At 72.3% G+C, this 21,466-nt stretch carries 23 protein-coding genes, 1 tRNA gene and 1 other RNA gene; 13 read left to right on the top strand and 12 right to left on the bottom strand.

The window, feature by feature from the left end:
- Positions 1–28: 28 nt before the first annotated feature.
- Together ACTHM3_RS08245 and ACTHM3_RS08240 are read left to right on the top strand one after the other, a co-directional pair.
- On the top strand, positions 29–553 hold the full coding sequence (locus ACTHM3_RS08245) for a DUF3145 domain-containing protein (protein WP_440405634.1): 525 nt from the start codon (positions 29–31) through the stop codon (positions 551–553).
- 25 nt (positions 554–578) lie between these two features.
- Entirely contained in the window at positions 579–761 is a 183-nt protein-coding gene (locus ACTHM3_RS08240) for a hypothetical protein (RefSeq protein WP_440405633.1), read from the top strand.
- 11 nt (positions 762–772) lie between these two features.
- On the opposite strand, the gene ACTHM3_RS08235 is transcribed toward ACTHM3_RS08240, so the two are convergent.
- From ACTHM3_RS08235 to aceE, 6 genes are all read right to left on the bottom strand, one after another.
- Positions 773–2,008 (bottom strand): beta-ketoacyl-[acyl-carrier-protein] synthase family protein, encoded by a 1,236-nt coding sequence (locus tag ACTHM3_RS08235; protein WP_440405632.1) that lies wholly within the window; start codon positions 2,006–2,008, stop codon positions 773–775.
- A gap of 57 nt (positions 2,009–2,065) precedes the next feature.
- Positions 2,066–2,314 carry an acyl carrier protein gene (locus ACTHM3_RS08230; RefSeq protein ID WP_440405631.1) on the bottom strand — a complete coding sequence of 83 codons (249 nt, stop codon included), beginning with the start codon at positions 2,312–2,314 and terminating at the stop codon, positions 2,066–2,068.
- A 57-nt stretch (positions 2,315–2,371) separates the two neighbouring features.
- Positions 2,372–3,373, bottom strand: a complete 1,002-nt coding sequence (locus ACTHM3_RS08225; RefSeq protein ID WP_440405630.1) for a beta-ketoacyl-ACP synthase III — start codon at positions 3,371–3,373, stop codon at positions 2,372–2,374.
- Entirely contained in the window at positions 3,373–4,308 is a 936-nt protein-coding gene (locus ACTHM3_RS08220) for an ACP S-malonyltransferase (protein ID WP_440405629.1), read from the bottom strand. The genes ACTHM3_RS08225 and ACTHM3_RS08220 overlap by 1 nt, the downstream gene beginning before the upstream one ends.
- 123 nt (positions 4,309–4,431) lie before the next feature.
- Entirely contained in the window at positions 4,432–5,610 is a 1,179-nt protein-coding gene (locus ACTHM3_RS08215) for a PucR family transcriptional regulator (RefSeq protein WP_440405628.1), read from the bottom strand.
- An 18-nt stretch (positions 5,611–5,628) separates the two neighbouring features.
- Positions 5,629–8,355, bottom strand: coding sequence for a pyruvate dehydrogenase (acetyl-transferring), homodimeric type (aceE, locus tag ACTHM3_RS08210; protein WP_440405627.1), 2,727 nt, complete (start codon positions 8,353–8,355; stop codon positions 5,629–5,631).
- 158 nt (positions 8,356–8,513) lie between these two features.
- Between aceE and ACTHM3_RS08205 the strand changes: the two genes are divergently transcribed.
- Positions 8,514–8,987, top strand: a complete 474-nt coding sequence (locus ACTHM3_RS08205; protein WP_440405626.1) for a peroxiredoxin — start codon at positions 8,514–8,516, stop codon at positions 8,985–8,987.
- Here ACTHM3_RS08205 and ACTHM3_RS08200 read toward each other — a convergent pair.
- A complete protein-coding gene (locus tag ACTHM3_RS08200; RefSeq protein ID WP_440405625.1) occupies positions 8,984–9,547 on the bottom strand; it encodes a TetR/AcrR family transcriptional regulator in 564 nt (187 codons plus the stop codon). The genes ACTHM3_RS08205 and ACTHM3_RS08200 overlap by 4 nt on opposite strands.
- A gap of 83 nt (positions 9,548–9,630) precedes the next feature.
- On the opposite strand from ACTHM3_RS08200, the gene ACTHM3_RS08195 reads away from it, so the two are divergent.
- Positions 9,631–10,527 carry an SDR family oxidoreductase gene (locus ACTHM3_RS08195; protein ID WP_440405624.1) on the top strand — a complete coding sequence of 299 codons (897 nt, stop codon included), beginning with the start codon at positions 9,631–9,633 and terminating at the stop codon, positions 10,525–10,527.
- A 3-nt stretch (positions 10,528–10,530) separates the two neighbouring features.
- Here ACTHM3_RS08195 and ACTHM3_RS08190 read toward each other — a convergent pair whose 3' ends face one another.
- Both ACTHM3_RS08190 and ACTHM3_RS08185 read right to left on the bottom strand, forming a co-directional pair.
- Positions 10,531–11,232, bottom strand: coding sequence for a hypothetical protein (locus ACTHM3_RS08190; protein ID WP_440405623.1), 702 nt, complete (start codon positions 11,230–11,232; stop codon positions 10,531–10,533).
- Positions 11,232–11,876: a DUF1345 domain-containing protein gene (locus ACTHM3_RS08185; protein ID WP_440405622.1), complete on the bottom strand. Its 645-nt coding sequence runs from the start codon at positions 11,874–11,876 to the stop codon at positions 11,232–11,234. Before ACTHM3_RS08185 ends, ACTHM3_RS08190 begins: the two co-directional genes overlap by 1 nt.
- A 25-nt stretch (positions 11,877–11,901) precedes the next feature.
- Between ACTHM3_RS08185 and ACTHM3_RS08180 the strand changes: the two genes are divergently transcribed.
- Positions 11,902–11,975: transfer RNA gene (locus ACTHM3_RS08180), tRNA-Val, on the top strand.
- 3 nt (positions 11,976–11,978) lie between these two features.
- On the opposite strand, the gene ACTHM3_RS08175 is transcribed toward ACTHM3_RS08180, so the two are convergent.
- Complete coding sequence (locus ACTHM3_RS08175; protein ID WP_440405621.1) at positions 11,979–12,149, bottom strand: hypothetical protein; 171 nt, start codon at positions 12,147–12,149, stop codon at positions 11,979–11,981.
- A 94-nt stretch (positions 12,150–12,243) separates the two neighbouring features.
- Between ACTHM3_RS08175 and ACTHM3_RS08170 the strand changes: the two genes are divergently transcribed.
- The 7 genes from ACTHM3_RS08170 to ACTHM3_RS08140 are packed head-to-tail and all read left to right on the top strand — an operon-like array spanning position 12,244 to position 19,725.
- Positions 12,244–12,885 carry a response regulator transcription factor gene (locus ACTHM3_RS08170; RefSeq protein ID WP_440405620.1) on the top strand — a complete coding sequence of 214 codons (642 nt, stop codon included), beginning with the start codon at positions 12,244–12,246 and terminating at the stop codon, positions 12,883–12,885.
- Positions 12,882–14,048 carry a hypothetical protein gene (locus tag ACTHM3_RS08165; RefSeq protein WP_440405619.1) on the top strand — a complete coding sequence of 389 codons (1,167 nt, stop codon included), beginning with the start codon at positions 12,882–12,884 and terminating at the stop codon, positions 14,046–14,048. The genes ACTHM3_RS08170 and ACTHM3_RS08165 overlap by 4 nt, the downstream gene beginning before the upstream one ends.
- Positions 14,045–15,100, top strand: a complete 1,056-nt coding sequence (locus ACTHM3_RS08160) for a hypothetical protein (RefSeq protein WP_440405618.1) — start codon at positions 14,045–14,047, stop codon at positions 15,098–15,100. Before ACTHM3_RS08165 ends, ACTHM3_RS08160 begins: the two co-directional genes overlap by 4 nt.
- 11 nt (positions 15,101–15,111) lie before the next feature.
- Positions 15,112–17,733 (top strand): cytosine permease, encoded by a 2,622-nt coding sequence (locus tag ACTHM3_RS08155; RefSeq protein ID WP_440405617.1) that lies wholly within the window; start codon positions 15,112–15,114, stop codon positions 17,731–17,733.
- Positions 17,734–17,742: 9 nt separating this feature from the next.
- Entirely contained in the window at positions 17,743–18,558 is an 816-nt protein-coding gene (locus tag ACTHM3_RS08150) for a Nif3-like dinuclear metal center hexameric protein (protein WP_440405616.1), read from the top strand.
- 10 nt (positions 18,559–18,568) lie between these two features.
- Positions 18,569–19,309 (top strand): zinc ribbon domain-containing protein, encoded by a 741-nt coding sequence (locus ACTHM3_RS08145; protein ID WP_440405615.1) that lies wholly within the window; start codon positions 18,569–18,571, stop codon positions 19,307–19,309.
- The gene (locus ACTHM3_RS08140; RefSeq protein ID WP_440405614.1) at positions 19,306–19,725 is read left to right on the top strand and encodes a reverse transcriptase-like protein; all 420 of its coding nucleotides are present in this window, start codon (positions 19,306–19,308) and stop codon (positions 19,723–19,725) included. Before ACTHM3_RS08145 ends, ACTHM3_RS08140 begins: the two co-directional genes overlap by 4 nt.
- On the opposite strand, the gene ACTHM3_RS08135 is transcribed toward ACTHM3_RS08140, so the two are convergent.
- The gene (locus ACTHM3_RS08135) at positions 19,722–20,534 is read right to left on the bottom strand and encodes an HAD family hydrolase (RefSeq protein ID WP_440405613.1); all 813 of its coding nucleotides are present in this window, start codon (positions 20,532–20,534) and stop codon (positions 19,722–19,724) included. The genes ACTHM3_RS08140 and ACTHM3_RS08135 overlap by 4 nt on opposite strands.
- Before the next feature lie 39 nt (positions 20,535–20,573).
- Here ACTHM3_RS08135 and rnpB point away from each other — a divergent pair.
- Positions 20,574–20,965: RNase P RNA component class A (gene rnpB / locus ACTHM3_RS08130), an RNA gene on the top strand.
- A 10-nt stretch (positions 20,966–20,975) separates the two neighbouring features.
- Here the strand turns inward: rnpB and ACTHM3_RS08125 are convergent.
- Positions 20,976–21,407, bottom strand: a complete 432-nt coding sequence (locus ACTHM3_RS08125; protein WP_440405612.1) for a VOC family protein — start codon at positions 21,405–21,407, stop codon at positions 20,976–20,978.
- Positions 21,408–21,466 lie beyond the last annotated feature (59 nt).

The raw sequence follows: 21,466 nt of genomic DNA, 5'->3' as shown, positions 1-21,466 counted from the left end.
CATCCGACGAATGGAGAGAGAAGTGACGATGCAGGACGGACCCCTCGAGGTCACGCGCGCCCTGTCCCGCGGCGTGGTGTACATCCACTCCGCGCCTCGCGCGCTCTGCCCCCACGTCGAGTGGGCAGCCGGGCGCGCCCTCGGGCGTGCCGTCAACTTCGACTGGCGCGAGCAGCCCGTGCTGAAGGGCTCCCAGCGGACCGAGTACTTCTGGGAGGGACCCCGGGGCACGGGCGCCGTGCTCGCGAGCGCGCTCCGCGGCTGGGAGCACCTCCGCTACGAGGTGACCGAGGACGCCGGGCTCGGCGCCGACGGCGGCCGCTGGATGCACACCCCCGACCTCGGCATCTTCTACGCCCAGACCGACACGGCCGGCAACCTCGTCATCCCCGAGGACCGCGTGCGCTTCGCGATGGAGTCGGCGGGCTCCGATGCGTTCGAGCTGCACCGCGAGCTGCGCCTCGCGCTCGGCCAGGCGTGGGACGACGAGCTGGAGGTGTTCCGGCATGTCGGGCAGGAGAGCCCCGTCGTGTGGCTCCACAAGGTCGGTTGACGCGAGGGATCGAGGGGGAGACGTCATGAAGGAACCGAAGCACCGCACGCCCCGGCCCCTGGGGCCGCGTCACCTCGCGCGAGCGCGACTCTCGATGATCGTCCGTCTGCTGGAGTTCTCCGAGGCGGAGGTCGGCGAGGACGCCGAGCGCCACGAGTGGTGGGACGCCCGCGAGGCGCGCGCCCTCGAGCTCGGCGCGCGCCCGTAACAACCTGCCGCTCAGACGGAGCGGATCGCCACCACGGAGTTGTGACCGCCGAACCCGAACGAGTTCGAGATCGCGAGTTGAGGCCCGTCGCCGAGCGGCTGGGTCGAGCCCTGCACGGCGAGCGGGATCTCCGGGTCCTTCTCGGTGAGGTTGATCGTCGGCGGCGCGAGGCGGTTCTGCACCGCGAGCACCGCGAAGATCGCCTCGAGGGCGCCGGTGCCGCCGAGCAGGTGGCCGTGCGACGCCTTGGTGGCCGAGACCGGGATCTCGTGCACCCGGTCGCCGAAGACCGCGAGCAGCGCCTTGTACTCGGCGATGTCGCCGACGGGCGTGCTCGTGGCGTGCGCGTTGACGTGAGTGACGTCGTCCACCGACGCATCGGCCTGCTCGAGCGCGGCGCGGACCGCGCGGGCGGCGCCCCAGCCCTCGGGGTCGGGCGCGGTGATGTGGTACGAGTCGCTCGTGACGCCGCCGCCGGCGATCTCGGCGTAGATCTTCGCGCCGCGCGCCTTGGCGTGCTCCTCGGTCTCAAGCACGAGCGCCGCGGCACCCTCACCCATGACGAAGCCATCGCGGCTCACGTCGTAGGGGCGGGAGGCCGTCGCCGGGTCGTCGTTGCGCTTCGAGAGCGCCTGCATCGACGCGAACGAGGCGAGCGTGATCGGGTGGATGCAGGACTCCGAGCCGCCGGCGATGACGACGTCGGCGAGGCCCTGCTGCAGGTGGTCGTAGGCGTTGGTGATCGACTCGGTCGACGACGCGCACGCGGACACGTCGGTGCGGGCGAACGCCCGGGCCCCCAGGGACATGCTGACGGCGGCTGCCGCGGCGTTCGGCATGAGCATGGGCACGGTCATCGGGAGGACCCGGCGCGGGCCCTTCTCCCGGAGCGTGTCCCACGCGTCGAGCAGCGTCCACAGGCCGCCGATCCCGGTCGCCCAATCGACGCCGAGCCGCTCCGGTTCGACCTCGGGGGATCCCGCGTCGGCCAGCGCCTCACGTGCCGCGATGAGCGAGAACTGGGAGACCGGGTCGAGCCGCTTGATCTCGACGCGCTCGAGCACCTCCTCCGGGCGCACCTTCGCCTCGGCGGCGAAGGTGACCGGTAGTTGCAGCTCCGACACCCACTCCTGGGTGAGGCTCGCGGCGCCGGACTCGCCCGCGAGCAGCGCGGTCCACGACTCCGGGGCGGTGCCGCCGAGCGGCGACGAGGCGCCGATCCCGGTGACGACGATCTTCTTGGTCATTCGAACTCCCTGACGACAGAGTTCGGGGCGGGAGCCGCGGCTCCCGCCCCGAGAGACTCAGCCCTGCGCGTTGACGATGTAGGTGACGGCGTCGCCGACGGTCTGGAGGTTCTTGACCTCCTCGTCGGGGATCTTGACGTCGAACTTCTCCTCGGCGTTGACCACGATGGTCATCATCGAGATCGAGTCGATGTCGAGGTCGTCGGTGAACGACTTGTCCATCTCGACGCTGTCGGTCGCGATGCCGGTCTCGTCGTTGATGAGCTCGGCCAGACCGGCGAGCACCTCGTCCTGGGAAAGGGCCATGGTGTTGTTTCTCCTTGATTCGGATGGACGGGGGAGGTTCGAATGACCTCCCGGATTCTACGGGAGGCGGACCACCTGGGCCCCGAACACCAGGCCGGCGCCGAAGCCGATCTGGAGCGACAGGCCGCCGCTCGCCTCCGGGTGCTCTTCGAGGAGCCGGTGCGTCGCGAGCGGGATGGACGCCGCGCTGGTGTTCCCGGTCGTCGCGATGTCGCGGCCGATGAGCACGTTCTCGGGCAGCTTCAGCTGCTTGGCGAGCTCGTCGATGATGCGCATGTTGGCCTGGTGCGGCACGAACGCCGTGAGATCCTCGGCGGTGATCCCCGCGGTCTCCATCGCCTGGCGGGCGACCTTCGCCATCTCCCAGACGGCCCATCGGAAGACCGTCTGGCCGTCCTGGCGCATGGTCGGCCAGGCGTCCAGCTCGCCGGCCTTCATCTGCTGATAGGTGCCGGTCATCCAGATGGACGACCAGTGCGAGCCGTCCGAGCCCCACACGGTCGGGCTGATCGCCGGCTCGTCGCTCGGGCCGACGACCGCGGCACCCGCGCCGTCGGCCAGGAGGAACGAGATGGATCGGTCGGCCGGGTCGACGAGATCGCTCAGCTTCTCGGCGCCGATCACGACGACGTACTCGGCGAGGCCCGAGCGGATGAGCGCGTCGGCCTGGGCGATGCCGTAGGTGTAGCCGGCGCAGGCGGCGTTCATGTCGTAGGCGGGTACCGTGCCGGCTCCGAGCCGCTCCGCGACGAGGGTCGAGACGGACGGCGTCGCGACGCCGGTGCTGATCGTCGACACGATGACGGCGCCCACCTGGCTCGGCTCGATGCCGGCCTTGGCGATCGCCTCCGCGCCGGCCTCGACGGCGAGCTCGGTGACCGTGACGTCCGGCGACGCGCGCTTGCGGGTGATGATGCCCGTGCGCTGTCGGATCCACTCGTCGCTCGAGTCGATGGGCCCGACGAGGTCGTCGTTCGGCACGTCGAGGTCGCCGCGGGCGGCGCCGAGCGCGTAGATGCGGGTGAACTGCGGGCCGGTGGCCTGCTTCAGGGTGGCCATCAGGCGGCTCCGTCGTTGTCGATGAGGGCGCGCGCGGCGTCCAGGTCGGCGGGGGTCTTCACGGCCACGGTCGGCAGCCCCTTGAGGCCGCGCTTCGCGAGACCCACGAGGGCGCCGGCCGGGGCGAGCTCGACGAGACCGGTGACGCCGGCGGCGGCGAACGACTCCATCGTCAGGTCCCAGCGCACCGGCGACGCGACCTGGCCGACGAGGAGGTCGACGAAGGCGGCGCCGGAGGCGACGGGTCGGCCGGTCTTGTTGGTCCAGATGGTGAGGGTCGGGTCGTGGGCCTCGACGCCCTCCGCGACGGCGCGGAGCTCATCGACCGCGGAGCCCATCCACTTCGTGTGGAACGCGCCGGCGACCTGGAGCGGGATGACGCGCGCGCCGGAGGGCGGCTCCTCGGCGAGCCGCGCCAGAGCGGGCAGCTCGCCGGCGACGACGATCTGGCCGCCGCCGTTGAAGTTCGCCGGGCTCAGTCCCAGCTCCTCGAGTCGGGCCAGCAGCGCGTCCTGGTCGCCGCCGACGACGGCGCTCATGCCGGTGGCGGCCCGGCCGGCCGCCTCGGCCATCGCTGCGCCGCGCGCGGCGACGAGGCGCATGGCGTCCTGCTCGCTGAGAATCCCCGCCCCGGCCGCGGCGGCGAGCTCGCCGACCGAGTGCCCCGCGATGCCGGCGAGCGACGCGCGCCGGGCGTCCGAGCCGTCGAGGACGCCGCCGAGGGCGACGAGCGAGGCGGCGACGATGAGCGGCTGAGCGATCGCGGTGTCGCGGATGGTGTCGGCGTCGGAGACCGTGCCGTGCGTCACGAGGTCGATGCCCGCCGCCTCGGCGAGGGTCGCCAGGTGGTCGGCGAACTCGGGGACCGCGATCCAGGGTTCGAGGAATCCGGGGGTCTGCGATCCCTGGCCGGGCGCGACGACGACGACACTCACGCCCTCCATCCTGTCAGCCGCGCGAGCACCCCGCCTCCGCGAGTCGACGAAGAAACCGGCCGAACGCTGTGGGTGGCGCACAACGCTGGGCCGATCGCTGCCGTCTCCGGCCTCCGCGGCGGGTCAGCGAGCCGCGCGCGCCGAGATGGATCCGACGATGAGCGCCGACTGCAGGATGAGCGCCTCGCGTGCGCCGGTGGCGTCATAGCCGATGATCTCGCTGATCCGCTTCAGGCGGTAGCGCACGGTGTTCGGGTGCACGAACAGCTCGCGCGCCGTCCCCTCGAGCGAGCGTCCGTTGTCGAGGTAGGCCCAGAGCGTCGTCAGCAGGTCGCTCGAGTGCTCCTGCAGCGGTTTGTAGACGCGGTTGATGAGCGCGGACCGCGCGAGCGGGTCGCCCGCGAACGCGCGCTCCGGCAGCAGGTCGTCCGCGAGCGCCGGCCGCGGCGCCCCGCGCCAGGCGCGCGCGACCGCGAAGCCGGCCAGCGCCGCCTTGGCGCTCCGGGCGGCGTCGACGAGCGACGGCACCTCGTGTCCGAGCACCAGGTGCCCGGGCCCGAACCCCGGCTCGAGCTCCGCGGCGATCTCGAGGAACGTCAGCGGCTCCCGCCCGTCACCGCCCTCCTCGGCGGCCTCCGTGCGGCCGATCACGAGCACCAGTCGGCTGCCCTGGACACCGATGAGGACGTCGGCGTCGAGGTGGCGCGCGGTGCGCCGCAGCTGGTCGACGTCGAGCATTTTCGGCGCCGTGCCGACGAGCACGCTCACCGCGCCGTGCCCGTTCCAGCCGAGCGCCGCGATGCGCGACGGCAGCTCCGAGTCGTACTCGCCGGTCAGGATCGAGTCGACGACGAGCGCCTCGAGCCGCGCGTCCCAGAGGCCGCGGGCCTCCGCCGCGCGGGCGTAGACGTCCGCGGCGGCGAACGCGATCTCGCGCGAGTAGAGGAGGATCGCGTCCTTCAGCGTCTCGTCCGCGTCCTTGCGCACGCGCTCCTCGACGGTCTCGACCGTGACCCGGATCAGCTGGAGCGTCTGCTGCAGGCTGACCGAGCGCAGCAGCTCCCGGGGGGCCGCGCCGAACACGTCGGCGGCGATCCACGGGATGGACTTCGGGTCGTCGAACCAGGAGATGAAGGCGCTGATGCCGTTCTGCGCGACCATGCCGACCGCGCTGCGCCGCCCGGGCGGCATGTCGCGGTACCAGGGCAGCGTGTCCTCGAGACGCTTGAGCGTCGCCGTGTTCAGCTCCCCCGAGAGGGTGCGCAGCCAGGCGAGGGTCTGCGCCTTCGTGCGCGCGGCCATCGAACGCAGCCCGGGGGCTTAGCTCTCCCCGCCCGCGGAGCCGCTCGTGCCCGCCGTCACGTCGAACAGGCGGTACTTCTCGATCGCCTGACCGACGGCCGCCGGGTCGACCTGACCCCGCCGGGCGAGCGCCTGCAGGGTGCGCACCACGATCGACGGTCCGTCGATGAAGAAGTGCCGCCGCGCCGCCGCGCGCGTGTCGCTGAAGCCGAAGTCGTCGGCGCCGAGCGTGAGGTAGTCACCGGGGATGAACGCGCGCACCTGGTCGGGCACCGCGTGCATGTAATCGGAGACGCCGACGAACGGCCCCTCGGACCCCTGCAGCTTCGACCACAGGTACGGGATCCGCGGCGCCTCGCCCGGGTGCAGGAAGTTGTGCTCGTCGGCGGCGACGCCGTCGCGGCGCAGCTCCGTCCAGGAGGTCACCGACCACACGTCCGCCGCGACGTTCCAGTCGCGCGCGAGCAGCTCCTGCGCCTCGAGCGCCCACGGCACACCCACGCCGGAGGCGAGGATCTGCGCCTTCGGCCCGAGATTGTCCGCCTGCTTGAGGCGGTGGATGCCGCGGACGATGCCCTCGACGTCGACGTCCTCCGGCTCGGCCGGCTGCGGCATCGGCTCGTTGTAGACCGTCAGGTAGTACATGACGTTCGGGTCCGTGCTGTTCTCGCCGTACATCCGCTCGATGCCCGCGCGCACGATGTGCCCGATCTCGTAGCCGTAGGCCGGGTCGTAGGACACGACCGCCGGGTTGGTCGAGGCGAGCAGGTGCGAGTGGCCGTCGGCGTGCTGCAGGCCCTCGCCGGTCAGCGTCGTGCGGCCCGCGGTCGCGCCGATGATGAAGCCGCGCGCCATCTGGTCGCCCGCCGCCCACATCGCGTCGCCCGTGCGCTGGAATCCGAACATCGAGTAGAAGACGTAGACCGGGATGAGCGGCTGCCCGTGGGTGGCGTAGCTGGTGCCCACCGCGGTGAAGGCCGAGAAGGCGCCCGCCTCGTTGATGCCGGTGTGGATGATCTGGCCCTGCGGGCTCTCCTTGTAGGCGAGGAGCAGCTCGCGGTCGACCGAGGTGTAGTGCTGGCCGTTCGGGTTGTAGATCTTCGCTGTCGGGAAGTAGGCGTCCATGCCGAAGGTGCGCGCCTCATCCGGGATGATCGGCACGATCCGGTTGCCGAAGTCCGGCGCCCGCAGCAGGTCCTTCAGCAGCCGCGCGAACGCCATGGTCGTCGCGACCTCCTGCTTGCCGGAGCCCTTCTTGACGACGTCGTACGCCGACCCCTCCGGCAGCGTGATCTGCGTGTACTTGGAGCGTCGTTCGGGCACGTAGCCGCCGAGCTCGCGCCGGCGCTCCTGGAGGTACCGGATCGCCGGGTCGTCCTCGCCGGGGTGGTAGTACGGCGGCTGGTAGGGGTTCTCCTCGAGCTGCGCATCCGTGATGGGGATGCGCATCGCGTTGCGGAATTCCTTGAGGTTGTCGAGCGTGAGCTTCTTCATCTGGTGGGTCGCGTTGCGCCCCTCGAAGCTCGGGCCGAGGCCGTAGCCCTTGACCGTCTTCGCGATGATGACGGTCGGCTGCCCCTTGTGCTCCATCGCCGACTTGAACGCCGCGAACACCTTGCGGTAGTCGTGGCCGCCGCGCTTGAGGTTCCAGAGCTGCTCGTCGGTGTAGCCCTCGACCATCTTCGCGGTGATCGGGTCGCGGCCGAAGAAGTTCTCGCGCACGTAGGCGCCCGACTCGGCCTTGTAGGTCTGGTAGTCGCCGTCCGGCGTGCGGTTCATCAGGTTCACCAGCGCGCCCGTGGTGTCGCGGGCGAGCAGCTCGTCCCATTCGCGGCCCCAGATGACCTTGATGACGTTCCAGCCGGCGCCGCGGAAGAACGACTCCAGCTCCTGGATGATCTTGCCGTTGCCGCGGACCGGCCCGTCGAGGCGCTGCAGGTTCGCGTTGATGACGAACGTCAGGTTGTCGAGCTTGTCGTTCGCGGCCCACTGCAGGGCGCCGCGCGACTCCACCTCGTCCATCTCACCGTCGCCGAGGAACGCCCAGACGTGCTGATCGGACGCGTCCTTGATGCCGCGGTTGGTGAGGTACTTGTTCAGCTGCGCCTGGTGGATCGCGTTGATCGGCCCGAGGCCCATCGACACGGTCGGGAACTCCCAGAACTCCGGCATGAGGCGCGGGTGCGGGTAGGAGCTCAGGCCGTTCGGGGCCTGGCTCTTCTCCTGGCGGAATCCGTCGAGCTGCGCGGTCGAGAGCCGGCCCTCGAGGCAGGCGCGGGCGTACATGCCGGGGGAGGCGTGGCCCTGGTAGAAGACCTGGTCCCCGCCGCCCGGGTGGTCCTTGCCGCGGAAGAACCAGTTGTGGCCGACCTCGTACAGCGCGGCCGACGACGCGTACGTCGAGATGTGGCCGCCGACCGCGATGCCGGGGCGCTGGGCGCGGTGCACGGTGATCGCGGCGTTCCAGCGGATCCACGCGCGGTAGCGGCGCTCGAGCTCCTCGTCGCCGGGGAACGCGGGCTCGTTCTCGGGCGCGATCGTGTTGATGTAGTCGGTGGTCGGCACCATGGGGACACCCAGCTGGAGGTCCTTGGACCGCTTCAGCAGCGAGAGCATCACCTCACGGCCGCGCTCGTGGCCCTTCTCGGCGACGAGCGCGTCGAGCGACTCCTGCCACTCCTGCGTCTCCTCGGGATCCTGGTCGGTGTGCTCCACCGAGTACGGGTCCTGGTCGTTCACCGTCACCGCTGACCTCTTCCGAGTGTGCGTCCCGCGCGCGCCCGGATGACGGGCGGTGGCGGGGAGTTGGGGAGTCCGTGCCGGGTTGCGGCCGGGCGCCGTGTGGCGGAATCGAGTCTAGAACCTCCGGCGACTCCGGACCGGCGAGCGTAGGATCGCCAGCCGTGGCCCTTGAGAACGACACCCGCGCTCCCGACTTCGATCTCGCCAACCAGTACGGCGAGCATGTCCGGTTGAGCGACTTCCGCGGCGTGCGTCCGGTCGTGCTCGTCTTCTTCCCGCTCGCCTTCTCGGGCGTCTGCACGGGGGAGCTGTGCGCGATCCGCGACAACCTCGCGCTTTTCCAGCAGCAGGGCGTCGAGCTGCTCGGGATCTCGGTCGACTCCAAGGCCTCCCTCCGCGCCTGGGCGGAGCAGGAGGGCTACGACTTCACCCTGCTCGCGGACTTCTGGCCGCACGGCGCGGTCGCGAAGGAGTACGGCGTCTTCCTCGAGGAGAAGGGCTTCGCCAACCGGGCGACGTTCGTGATCGACGCCGACGGCGTGATCCGCGCCTCCTTCATCACGGCCCCCGGCGAGCCGCGGTCGATCGAGTCGTATCGAGAGGCGCTCGCCGAGGTCCTCGCCCCCGCCGCCTAGGAGGCGATCGCGCGGAGCTCGCGCAGGCCGTCCTCGATCAGCTCGCCCATCTCGCGGGTCTCGTCCTCACGCAGCCAGGCCACGAATGCCGCGCTGAAGACCGCCACGCCGGCGCGGGCGACGATCGTCGCGGCGGGGTCGGGGACTCCGCGCTCGCGAAGGGCGTCGGCGATCGACGCGGCGATCGCGTCCATCTTGAGGAGCTCCCGCTCCTGCAGGCCGGGGTTGTCGGCGATGATCCGCCCGCGGATGCGCGAGTCGGCCCGCCGCTCATCGGGGAAGAACGCGGCGGACGCCCGGACGCCGGCGGCGACCGCGTCGAGCGGTGACGCGTCCGGGGGAGCGTCGCGCACCGGGTCGACGAACAGGGACGTGAACCGGACGCCGTCGCCGAACAGCACCTCGCGCTTGTCGGCGAAATGACGGAAGAACGTGCGCTCGGTCACGCCGGCCCGCTCCGCGATCGCGGCGACCGTGGTCGCCTCGACGCCGCGCTCGACGAAGAGCTCGGCGGCCGCACGCCGCAGCCGCCCGGCCGCATCGGGCTCCCATCGGACCATGCTGCGATCGTATGACATGACAGTCGCTGACATCAGTGCTAGCGTCTCCGATGTCAGACACTGACATGGCAATGGAGGTTCACATGAGGTACTTCATCACCGGCGCATCGGGCTGGATCGGGTCCGGCGTCACCCGGGAGCTGATCGGCGCGGGGCACGAGGTCGTGGGACTCGCGCGGTCCGACGAGTCCGCCGCGACGATCGCCGCGCTCGGAGCGGAGGTCGTGCGCGGCGAGCTGACGGATCTGGACGTCCTGCGGGAGGCCGCCTCCGGCGCCGACGGGGTCGTCCACCTCGCATTCGTCCATGCCTTCGACGACTTCCTGCGCTCGGTGGAGATCGATCGGGCGGCGATCGACACCATCGGCGACGCGCTCGCACGGGAGGGCGGCGAGGTCCTCGTGATCGCCTCCGGCGTGGCCGGCCTGGCTCAGGGGCGGCCGTCCACCGAGGACGACGAGGGCGCGGCCGAGGCCCGGAACGCGAACGCGCACGCGGCGCTGCGGCTCGCCGACCGCGGCATCCACCCGATCCTCGCCCGGTTCGCCCCGACGGTGCACGGCACGGGCGGCGACCACGGCTTCATCCGGGTCCTCGCGGAGATCGCGCGGCGCACGGGCGTCGCGGCCTACGTCGGCGACGGGTCGCAGGCCTGGGGCGCGGTGCACCGCGACGACGCTGCCCGGCTCGTACGGCTCGCGATCGAGTCGCCGGAGGTCGCGACGCGCATCCACGCCGTGGCGGAGGAGGGCGTGCCGACGAAGACGATCGCGGAGGCGCTCGGTGACCGGCTCGGACTCCCGGTGGCGTCGATCGACCCGGCGGACGCGATGGAGCATTTCGGCTGGATGGGCCGCTTCTGGCCGCTCGACCTGCGTGCCTCGAGCGCCCTCACGCGGGAGCGCTACGGATGGGATCCGACGGGGCCGACGCTGCTGGAGGACATCGCGGCCGGCGGCTACGACGTGCCCGCGGCGTGACCGTCAGCCGCCCAGCAGCGACACCGCCCGCGCGATGACCAGGGCGAGGATCACGAACCCGGCGAACGCCTCCATGAGCATGAGCGCCTTCGCGCGCGCCGTGAGCGGCATGACGTCGGTCGGACTGAAGGCCATGGAGTCGGTGGCCGAGAAGTAGAGGTAGTCGAGGTAGCCGGGCATCCAGTCGCTCTTCTCCGAGGAGCCGGCCCGGACCTCGTCGATCGTGTCGTGATCCTCGTCCTGCGGGAATCGGAAGTCGGCTCTCGGCAGCTCCGACCGCTGGTCCCGACGTCGGGCGACCGGACCGCCGCGGTCCATCTCCCAGTACAGGACACCGAAGGCGATCACGTTCGTCGTCCAGACCTGCAGGGCCGCGAGCAGGAGCCCCGGGCCGCTCTGGTGCGAGGCCGTGACGAGCTGGACGATGAGCTCCACGAGCGCGACCTGGTTGCCCGCCACCAGCACGAGCGCCTGCACGCCGGACAGCACCCGCGACCAGCGCGTCTCCCGGACGAAGCGCGCCGGATTGAAGAAGATCAGTGCGACGAGGATCCCGGTGCTCACGGCGACGACGCCGTAGCGGATCGCCGGCGTGAACGTCGAGGGCAGCAGCCCGTAGAGCAGCAGCGCGACCGCGATCGCGACGGCCACCGGCCACCGGCGCTCGGCCTCCGCGCGTTGCTGCGGCTTCCGCGGTGCGTTCATCAGGACAGGATGTTCACGGCGCGCGAGATCACGAGCGCCAGGACGACGAACCCGGTGAGCGATTGCGCCGCCATGAGCGCCTTGCCCCGCGTCGACAGCGGCATGACATCCGTCGGGCTGAACGCCATCATCGTGGAGAGGGAGAAGAACAGGTAGTCGGTGAATGCCGGCTTCCACGGGGTCGGGCCGTTGTCCTCCTGCGGGAAACGGAAGTCGTGGATGCGGTCGGGATCGTGCCGCAAGCGGCGCGCGACGGAGCCGCCGCGGTCGAGCTCCCAGTAGATGAGCGCGAACACGATGACGTCCGTGACCCAGACCTGCAGCATGGCGACGAGCACCGTCCGCCCTTTGACGCTCGGATCGAGCAGGGCGACGATCGCCTCCACGACCGCCACCTGGTTGGCCGCGAGGATCACGCACGACAGCAGGATGCCGAGACCGCGTGACCACCACGCCTCGCGGGTCAGCCGGCGCGGGTTGAGGACGATGAGCGGGACGACCAGGGCAAGCGCCACGGCCGGCATCACCCAGGACGGGATGAACGAGAACCGGTCGGGCAGGAACGCGTAGAGCAGGACGGCGACGGCGGTGGCGGCGACGGGTGGCCAGCGGTGCTCGGGCTTCAGAGGTGCCGCGCCGACCATGGTGCGAGTGTACGGTGGCGCTGGAGGGCTCTTAGCTCAGCTGGTCAGAGCACTGCGTTTACACCGCAGGTGTCGGGGGTTCGAGTCCCTCAGGGCCCACGATCATGCGGACAGCTGGAAGTCGGAGCGCCGCCCCTCGCACACCGGGCAGACGGCGCCGACCGCGCCCACCGCGACGTAGTACACGGCGCCGCACGTCGGCTGCTCGCAGGCGCGTGCGATGCGCAGGGTACGACTGGGCTCGACGGCGGTCTCGGGTCGCCTGATGGGCATGGGCCGAGTCTCATGGAACCGGAGCGTCCTGTCTGCCCCGGATTTCATAGGCACTTGTTCGGGTCGCGGCGCCGTTCGCGGCTAAGGTGACCGGGTGACGCGAGTGGTGCTCATCGACGACCACGAGCTCGTCGCGCTCGCGGTCCAGGAGGCGGTCGCGCGCGTCGAGGGAGTCGAATTCCTCGGGTCGGCGCCGACCGTCGCGGATGTGCTCGCCGCCCATCCGGAGTTCGAGGTCGCGATCCTCGACCTCCGACTCGCCGACGGCTCCTCGCCGGTCGCGAACGTCGAGCGCCTCGACGCGCAGGGCGCGCGGGTGCTCGTCCTGACCTCGGCCGAGAGTCCGTACCTCGTCCGCTCGGTCTCCAAGGCGCCCATCGCGGGGCTGCTCCGCAAGTCCGAGCCGGTGGCGTCGCTCGCGGAGGCGATCCGCCGCGTCGCCGCGGGGGAGGACAGCATGTCGGCCGACTGGGCCGCGGCGATCGACGGCGACCCGCAGCTGGCGGACGCCGGCCTGAGCCCGCAGGAGCAGGCGGTCCTCGGCCTGTTCGCCCGCGGGCTCAAGGCGCAGGCGGTCGCGGCGCAGATGCACATCGCGGTCGGGACGGTCGACGACTACGTCCGACGGATCCGCGCGAAGTACGTGCGCGCGGGCCGGCCCGCGGCCACCAAGGTCGACCTCTACCAGCGCGCGGTGGAGGACGGGATCCTCCCGGCGCCCGACGCCGAGCGATGAGCGTCGCGCTCGTCGCGGGCCCGAGCGCGTCCGCTCGCGTCGGGCGTCTCATGGGCGTGTCGCTCGGCATCGCCGGACTGATCCTGCTGGGTCTCGCCGTTCCGACGATCCTCGGTGAGGCGCACGCCATGGCAGCGTGGTGGACGGCCTCGGCGATCGCGCTCGTCGCCGGGGCGAGCATCGCCGTCGTGGTGGTGGGCGCCGTCGGTTCGACCGCGGCGACCACCGCGTCGTTCGTCGTTCTGGCGGGTGTGATCCTCCTCGGCGCGCTGCTCGCCCCGCTCGCGGCTCCGCCCGGATCGCTGCCGTTCGACCCCTGGCTCAGCGACCTCACCGTGATCGGCGTGGCCGCCGCAGCCGCCGGTCTGCCCGTGCCGTCGGCCATCGCCTACCTGGTCGTGACGCTCGCGACCTTCACGGCCGGCGGGCTGTTCCTCGCCGAGCCGGGCATCCGCGAGCTCGTGGTGCTGCACCACTGCCAGAACATCTTCTACGCGGCCCTGTTCGCGGCACTGGCGATCGCATCGCGGCGCGCCGGGAACATGCTCGACGAAGCCGTCCGATCCGCGGTCGCGGAGGCGTCGGCGGCCGCGGGGGCGGAGGCCCGTCGCGCCCAGCGGCGCCGGGTCGAGGCCCTCATCCACGATCGACTGATCGTCGCGCTGCTCGCCTTCGGCCGGGGACCGGCCGGGGGCGACGAGCAGGCGCGCCGCGAGGCGGTGCGCGCCCTCGCGGCGATCGAGGAGCTGCAGGATCCGACGCCGTTGGGCGACCCGACCGCGCGCGAGTTCGCCTGGCGGCTCCAGGCGCTCACCACCGAGCTCGACGCGCGGATCCGTTTCGACTACGCATCCGGAGCGGGTCACGTCCCGGCGCGGGTCGCAGCGGCGGTCGAGGAGGCGATGTCGGAGGCGATCCGCAACAGTCTGCGCCACGCCGGCAGCGGGGTCTCGCGGCAGGTGAGTGTGAACATCGACGAGGCGCGCGTGCACGTCGTCGTCTTGGACGACGGGGTGGGGTTCGAATCCGCCGGCGTCGATCCGACACGTCTCGGCATCAGCGAGGGCATCATCCATCGCATGTCCCTCATCCGCGGACGCGCCGACGTGATCTCCCGCATCGGCCGCGGCACCACGGTCGTGCTCGAATGGTCCCCGGCGTGACGCCGCACCCCGATCGGGACATCGGGCTGTATCTGGGGGTCGTCGGGCGCTGGGCCTGGGTGTTGTTCGGCGTGTACTGCGCCGTCTACCTCGCGATGGCGGTGATCGGGGGCGCCCCCACAGCGGGGGCCCCCGTCACCGCGGTGTCGCTCGGCTGCGTGATCCTCGGCGCCCTGCTGATCGCGAGCCCGTCGCCGACGCCGCTGCCGTGGTGGCGGGTCGGGGCGATCGGCATCCTCGGGATCGGCGCGGTCCTCGTGATGTACAGCGATCTGCCGACGCGGTTGGAGCCGCTCCAGGTCGTGACGTGGCAGCTCGGCGCTGTGAACTTCATCCTCTTCGTCCTCGAGCTGCGGGGGCGCATCCTGGCCGCGTGGGTGATCACCACGGCCGTGCTCGCCATCAGCGTGGGCTGGAGCCTCCTCCGAACCGGGGCGCCCTGGCTCGGCGTGAACCTCAGCTACGGGCAGGCGGTCTCGCTCGTCGCCGGGACGATCTTCGCCATCGGGCTGCAGCGGGCGGCGCGCCTCATCTTCGCCCAGCAGGACGCCGAACGTGCCCGCGCCGCCGAGGAGGCGGCGCTCAAGGCAGGGGACGAGCATCGCGCTGCCGAGCTCGCCGACGTGCGGTCGCTGGCGGGACCGCTGCTGCAGCGCATCGCCGCGGGGGAGGACGCGGATCCGACCGAGGCGCTCGCGCTCGAGGCGGCGCTCCGCGATCGGATCCGCGGGCGGGCGCTCGCCGTCGAACCGCTGCTGAGTGCGCTCGAGCGGGCGCGCGCCCGCGGCGTGGACGCGCTCCTGCTCGACGACCTCGGCGACCGGCCGCTCAGCGCCCGGCAGTCGGCCGAGGTCGCGCACTGGTGCGCAGAGCGCCTGGAGGTGCTCGCCGGGCCCCGCGCCACGATCCGGATCGCCCCCGGGGAGGGCGGCCCCGTCGTCTCGATCGCCGACGCCGACGGGATCGTCGGGGAGCACGAGGTGGGCTCGCGTGACCAGCCGGGATCGGCCGATGCGGCCCGTCGCGACCCCCGTGGGGCCCGCGCGTCCTAGAATCCGGAGGCATGAGCGACACTCCGTCCGACACCAGCGGACAGGAGGAGCCCGGGCCCTACGTGCCGGCGGGCCCGCGACGCTCGACCTACACGCCGCCACCCTCGTCCGACGTCTGGGACGATGATGCCCTCGCTGCGGCGCTCGAGGAGCAGGTGCGCACCTACACCGCCCCGATCACGCTGCCGGACTTGTCGAACGTGCCGCCGGGACGGGCGGCGGAGCCGGTCCCCGCGTCCGAGCCGGCATCGTCGGCGGCGGAGCCGGCGCCGACCGAGCCGCCAGCCGCGCAGGAGACGGTCCGACCCTTCTCGTGGGATGCGCCGGCCGCCTCTCCCGCTGTCGCTGCGGCCGTTCCGGGGTCGCCGGTACCCGCCGATGCTCCCGCGCCCGACCACATCGCGGTCGACCCGTTCACGCCGCCTCCGGTCGACGACGACGAGCTGCTTCGCGAGGTCGACGGGGTATCGACCGAGCACGCGATCGAGCGCCTCGAGCAGGAACTGCACCGTCGCGCGGTGGCGACGGGACAGATCCCGATCGCCCCCGCCGTGGCTCCCTTCTTCCGGGGCGAGCCGCCTGTCTCGCCCCCCGCCCCCGGCCCGGATCCCGCCCCCGAGGAGAGCGCAGCGGCGTCCGCCGGTGTCGCGCCCGCAGGCGACGAGTCACCCGCTCCAGCGGAGGCCTCCGATCCGTGGCGGGCGGCGCCCCCGCCGTCCTTCGCACCACCGATCCTGATCGAGTCCCCGCCCGTCGAGCTGGCCGAGCCGACACCCGAGCCGGCGCCGCGCCTGCTTCCCCCGCCCACCGATCTGCCGGACGTCGCGCACCGCGCGGAGCTCCCGCCGCCGCCCGGATACACGGACGACGGGAGTCCGGTGCCGCTCGACCCGTGGCAGCAGCTTCTGGCCGCCGCGCCGACCGCCGTCTCCGTGGCAGCGCCCTCCGCCGACGAGGAGAACGACGACGCGGTCGACGACGGCGACCGTGTGCGCTTCGACGACACGTCGCCCGTCGCGGTGACGCCGACGCTCAGTGCGCCGGCACCCATCGAGCCGGCGTTCGGGGAGCCATCGCCCCCGGAGCCGTCCGCCTCGCCCGAATTCGAGCCCGAGCCCGATGCCGCGTCCGAGCCCGTCGATCTCGTCGCGCCGCCGACGCCCGCATCTGTTCTCGCGGTCGAGACCACCGGCCCCGCGCCGACGCCGGTCGAACGGCGGGTCGGCCGCGCCGCCCGGCTGTTCTGGCTCTGGTTCGCAGCCAACGCCTCGGTGGTCAGCGTCGCGCTCGGCGCAGTCATGATCGGGATGGGCATGAGCCTCCGGCAGGCGATCGTCGCGATCGTCGTCGGCGTCGCGCTCTCGTTCATCCCGCTCGGGTTCACGACGCTCGCCGGCAAATGGAACGCGCAGCCGACCCTCGTGCTGTCGCGGGCCGCGTTCGGCGTGACGGGCAACGTGCTCCCGACGGTGCTGGCCGTCCTGGTCCGAGTGTTCTGGGGCGGGGCGCTGCTCTGGCTCCTGGGCGACGCCGTCGGGCGGACGCTCGTCGAAGAGGGCGTCGACGCCGGCTTCGGCGCCACGCGCTGGGCGATCATCGCGATGGCGGTCGCGCTCCTGCTCACCGGACTCGTCGCCGCCGTCGGATACGGACTCCTCGCGCGGGTGCAGCTCGTGCTGAGCATCGTGGCGGGGGTGCTCGTCGTGGTCGCGGCGATCGCGACCCTGCCGCGAGTGGACCTCGGAGCCGCGCTGCGTCACCAGGACGGCTCCTGGATCCTGGTGGTGGGCGGTGGCGTCCTCGTCTTCAGCTTCATCGGTCTGGTGTGGGCGTTCTCCGGGTCCGATCTCGCCCGCTACCAGAACCCCGGCGGGTCGGGCGCATCGTCCATGCTCTGGGCGACGTTCGGCGCGACGATCCCGCCGTTCCTGCTGATCGCATGGGGTGCCCTGCTCGCCGCCTCGGACCCGAGACTCGCCTCCGGGCTGGCCACGCATCCGTTCCAAGCGATCATCGGCGCGGTGCCGGCGTGGGCGATCATCCCCCTGCTCCTCGCCGCGGTGGTGGGGCTGCTCTCGGGCACGGCGCTCTCGATCTACTCCGGCGGCTTCGCGATGCAGAACCTGACGCCGCGGCTTCCGCGCATCACGGGGGTGATCGTGGCGGCCCTGCTCTCGCTCGTCCTCGGCGCGGTGTTCGTGCTGCTCGACGCGCAGGCTCGCACGATCGTCACCGACCTCGCCGTCACCCTGGCCGTGCCCGGCGCGGCCTGGACCGGCATCTTCGCGGCCGAGATCATGATCCGCCAGCGCCGATTCCACCCCGCGTCGCTGCTGGCCCGCGGCGGCGTCTACCCGGACGTGCGCTGGCCCAACCTGATCGGCCTCGTCGTCATCTCGGTCATCGGCTACGCCTTCATCAGCGGAACGACGGCCTGGCTCGGCTGGGAGGGGTTCGGCTGGCGCCTCCTCGGGGTCCGGTCGGGCGATCCGCTCGCGGCGGCGGACCTCGGCGTCGCGATCGCGCTCCTGCTCGGCATCGTCCTCCCGCTCGTGTCGGCCGTGCCCGCGATCCGGCGCCAGGAGTCCGCGACCCCCGTCGCGGTCGGCGGTGCGGTCGCGGCGCGAACCTAGACTGAGGGGATGCCGACCACCCTCGCCGACGTCCAGGACGTCGTGGAGGCGCTCTGGCCGCGATCGGGCGCCGAGTCGTGGGATGCGGTCGGCCTCGTCGCCGGCGACCCCGCCGCTCCGATCACGCGGATCCGGCTCGCCGTCGACGCCGTGCTCGACACCGTCGACGAGGCCGTGTCGAGCGGCGCCCAACTGCTGCTGACGCACCACCCGCTGCTGCTGCGCGGCGTCACCAGCGTCGCCGAGGACCGCTACAAGGGCGCCGTCGTCGCGCGCCTGATCCGCGGCGGCTGCGCGCTCATCGCCGCCCACACCAACGCCGACGTCGTGGAGCGCGGCACGTCCGCCGTGCTCGCCGCCCGCCTCGGACTGCGGGACGCCCGCCCGCTCGTGCCCGGGTCGGAGCCGTCGGTCGGACTCGGCCGGGTCGGCCGGCTGGAGCACCCGATGGCGCTCGGGCGATTCGCGCGCGCGGTCGCCGACGTCCTGCCGCCGACCGCGCAGGGGATCCGCGTCGCGGGCGAGTACGAGCGCGAGCTGCGCACCGTGGCGCTCTGTGCCGGCGCGGGCGACGCGTTCCTCCAGCATCCGGCCGTGCTGGCCGCCGACGTGTACGTCACGAGCGACCTCCGGCACCATCCCGCGTCGGAGGCCGCGGAGGCCGCGCGTCTCGGTCGCGGCCCCGCGCTCATCGACGTGTCCCACTGGGCCAGCGAGTGGCTTTGGCTCGACGTCGCCGCCGAGCAGCTCCGCGCCGCCCTTCCGGACATCGAGATAGCCGTCAGCGAGCTCCGCACCGACCCGTGGGAGTTCGCGATCGTATGAGAGGACCCGCATGCCGTTGAAGGCCGCCCCCGAGTACCAGGCGCTCCTGCTCGAGCTCCAGGCGCTCGACACCCGCCTCGGCCAGCTCGCCCATCGCGCCGCGCGGCTGCCGGAGATCGCTGCGCTCCAGGAGCTGACCGGCCGCCGCGACGACATGCAGGCGATCGTCCGAGACCGCACGGGCGCGTGGGAGGACGCGAAGGCGGAGCTCGCGCGCACCGAGTCCGACGTCGCCGTGGTCGAGGCGCGGGTCGCGCGGGACCGGGAGCGGCTGCAGAGCTCCTCCTCGCCGAAGGACATCGCTGCGCTCGAGCAGGAGCTCGCCGCGCTGGCGAAGCGCCGCTCCGACCTCGAGGACATCGAGCTCGAGGTCATGCAGACCGTCGAGGACCGCGCGGCCGAGCTGGAGACCTCCCGCGCGGCTCTCGCCGCGCTCGACGCCTCGATCGTCGACGCCCAGGCCGCGCGGGACGCCGCCCTCTCCGCGATCGCGACCGACCGCGAGCACGCCGAGGCCGACCGCGGGACGGTCGCCGCGCGCATCCCGGCGGACCTCCTCGCCCTGTACGAGAAGCAGCGCGCCCGCTACGGGGTGGGCGCGTCGCACCTGGAGCGCGGCATGTCCTCCGCGACCGGGGTCATGCTCGGCGCGTCGGACCTCGGCCGGGTGCGCGCCGCGGCGCCGGACGACGTGATCGTCGAGGAGGAGTCGGGCGCGATCCTCGTCCGCACCGCGGAGTCCGGGCTGTGACCCGCCTCATCGTCGAGGCCGACGGCGGGTCGCGCGGCAACCCCGGCCTCGCGGGCTCGGGCACGCTCGTCATCGACGCGGAGTCCGGCGAGATCCTCGCCGAGATCGGCCTGTACGTGGGCATCGCGAGCAACAACGTCGCCGAGTACAAGGGCATGATCGCCGGCGTGACGAAGGCGCTGGAGATCGCGCCGGACGCCGAGCTGCACGTGCGGATGGACTCGAAGCTCGTCGTCGAGCAGATGTCGGGCCGGTGGAAGATCAAGCACCCCGACATGGCCGATCTCGCGCGGGAGGCCCGACGGATCCTGGCGGACGTCCCCGTCACCTTCGAGTGGATCCCGCGCGCCGAGAACTCCCGCGCCGACCGTCTCGCGAACGAGGCCATGGACACGCGCGCATCGTTCGAGCGTTAGCGGCGGGGCCCGGCCTCCAGCAGCTCGCCGAGCAGCATCGCGACCCCGTCCTCGTCGTTCGAGGGCGCGACCCGGTCGACCGCGGCGAGGACGTCGGGATGCGCGTTCGCGACCGCCGCCGCCGTGCCCGCCCAGCCCAGCATCGGCAGGTCGTTCCGCATGTCGCCCACCGCGAGGACATCGGCCGCCGTGATCCCGCGCGCCGCGCAGAACCGCGCCAGCGTCGCCGCCTTCGTCACGCCGCGCCCGCTGACCTCCACGACGCCGCTCCCGTCGGAGGTCGTCGCCTCCGCACGGTCGCCGACGATCTCGGCGCCCGCGGACTCCAGTTCCTCGGCGGCCGAGGCCTCCGCGCGGATCAGGAGCTTGACCGTGTCATCGGCGAGCAGGGGTTCGATCGGGCCGACGAGGCTGCCCGCCGGGGTCGGATGCCGTTCAGGGTAGTCGGGCTCCTTCCCGAAGCCGCTGAGCGCCTCGCGCGCGAAACGGGCGCCGGGAGCGCGGGCGCGGACCGAGGCGACGATCGCCCGCGCGATCGACCCCGGCAGGGTGCGGGACTCCATCACCCGATCGGCGTGGGCGTCGTACACGACGGCTCCGTTCGCGCAGATGACGACCCCGTGGCCGTGCACGATCGCGCGCAGCTCCCGCACCCAGCGCACCGGGCGCGCGGTGACGAAGACGACGACCGTACCGCTCTCCTCCAGCGCACCCAGCAGCGCGACCGTCCGCTCGCTTACCGTCCCGTCGGAGCGCAGCAGGGTCCCGTCGAGGTCGGTCGCGACGAGACGGATGGGGGAGGCCTTCACGACCGCATCCTCGCATCCCGCCGATACACTCGACACGAACGGGCCGGCCAGACGGTCGCGTCGCGTGCCGCGAGGCGCGCGCCGAGGAACGTCCGGGCTCCGCAGAGCAGGGCGGTGGGTAACACCCACCCGGAGTGATCCGCGAGAAAGTGCAACAGAGAGCAGACCGCCTCCGGTCCGCGCCTTCGGGGGCGTGCCGGCGGTAAGGGTGAAACGGTGGTGTAAGAGACCACCAGGAGCCCTGGTGACAGGGCTCGCTGGGTAAACCTCGCCCGGAGCAAGGTCGGACAGACACCGATGACGCTGCTCGCCGAGGTGTCGGGTAGACCGCTGGAGGGCTGCGGCAACGCATTCCCGAGAGAGATGGCCGTCCCGGCCGGAGCCGCGAGGCGCCGGCCGGACAGAACCCGGCGTATCGGCCGGCCCGTTCCCCGCCCGAGGTCAGGCGGACGCGCCGGCGCCCCGGATGTTGACCATCCACGGCACCCCGAACCGGTCGGTGAACATGCCGAAGGAGTCGCCCCAGGGGGCGCGGCTCAGCGGCTCCTGGATCGATCCGCCCGCCGAGAGCTTCTCCCAGAGACCGGTGAGCAGGGTCTCGTCGTCGCCGCTCAGCGACATCGAGACGCCGCTGAGGGGCTTCGCGCCCCCCATGTGCGCGGGGGAGTCGGACACCATGAGGGTGAAGCCGTGGTCGCCGTCGACCTGGCCGTGCATGACGAGATCCTTTTCGTCGGGGCCGACCTGGTCGCCCATGCCCCCCTCCTCGAAGGTCATGACGCTGACGGTGCCGCCGAGGGCGCCGTGGTAGAACTCGAGGGCCTCGCGGGCGGTGCCGCCGAGGTTGATGTAGGGATTCAGGATCGCGCTCATGCCGACAAGCTAGACCCGGATGTGAACGGTGTCCACATCCGTCCCGCGGTCATCCCGGA

The sequence above is a fragment of the Pseudolysinimonas sp. genome, assembly GCF_051954455.1.
GTDB lineage: Bacteria > Actinomycetota > Actinomycetes > Actinomycetales > Microbacteriaceae > Pseudolysinimonas.
The sequence above is the reverse complement of the archived record's forward strand: the minus strand, read 5'-3'. Positions and strand labels throughout refer to the sequence as shown.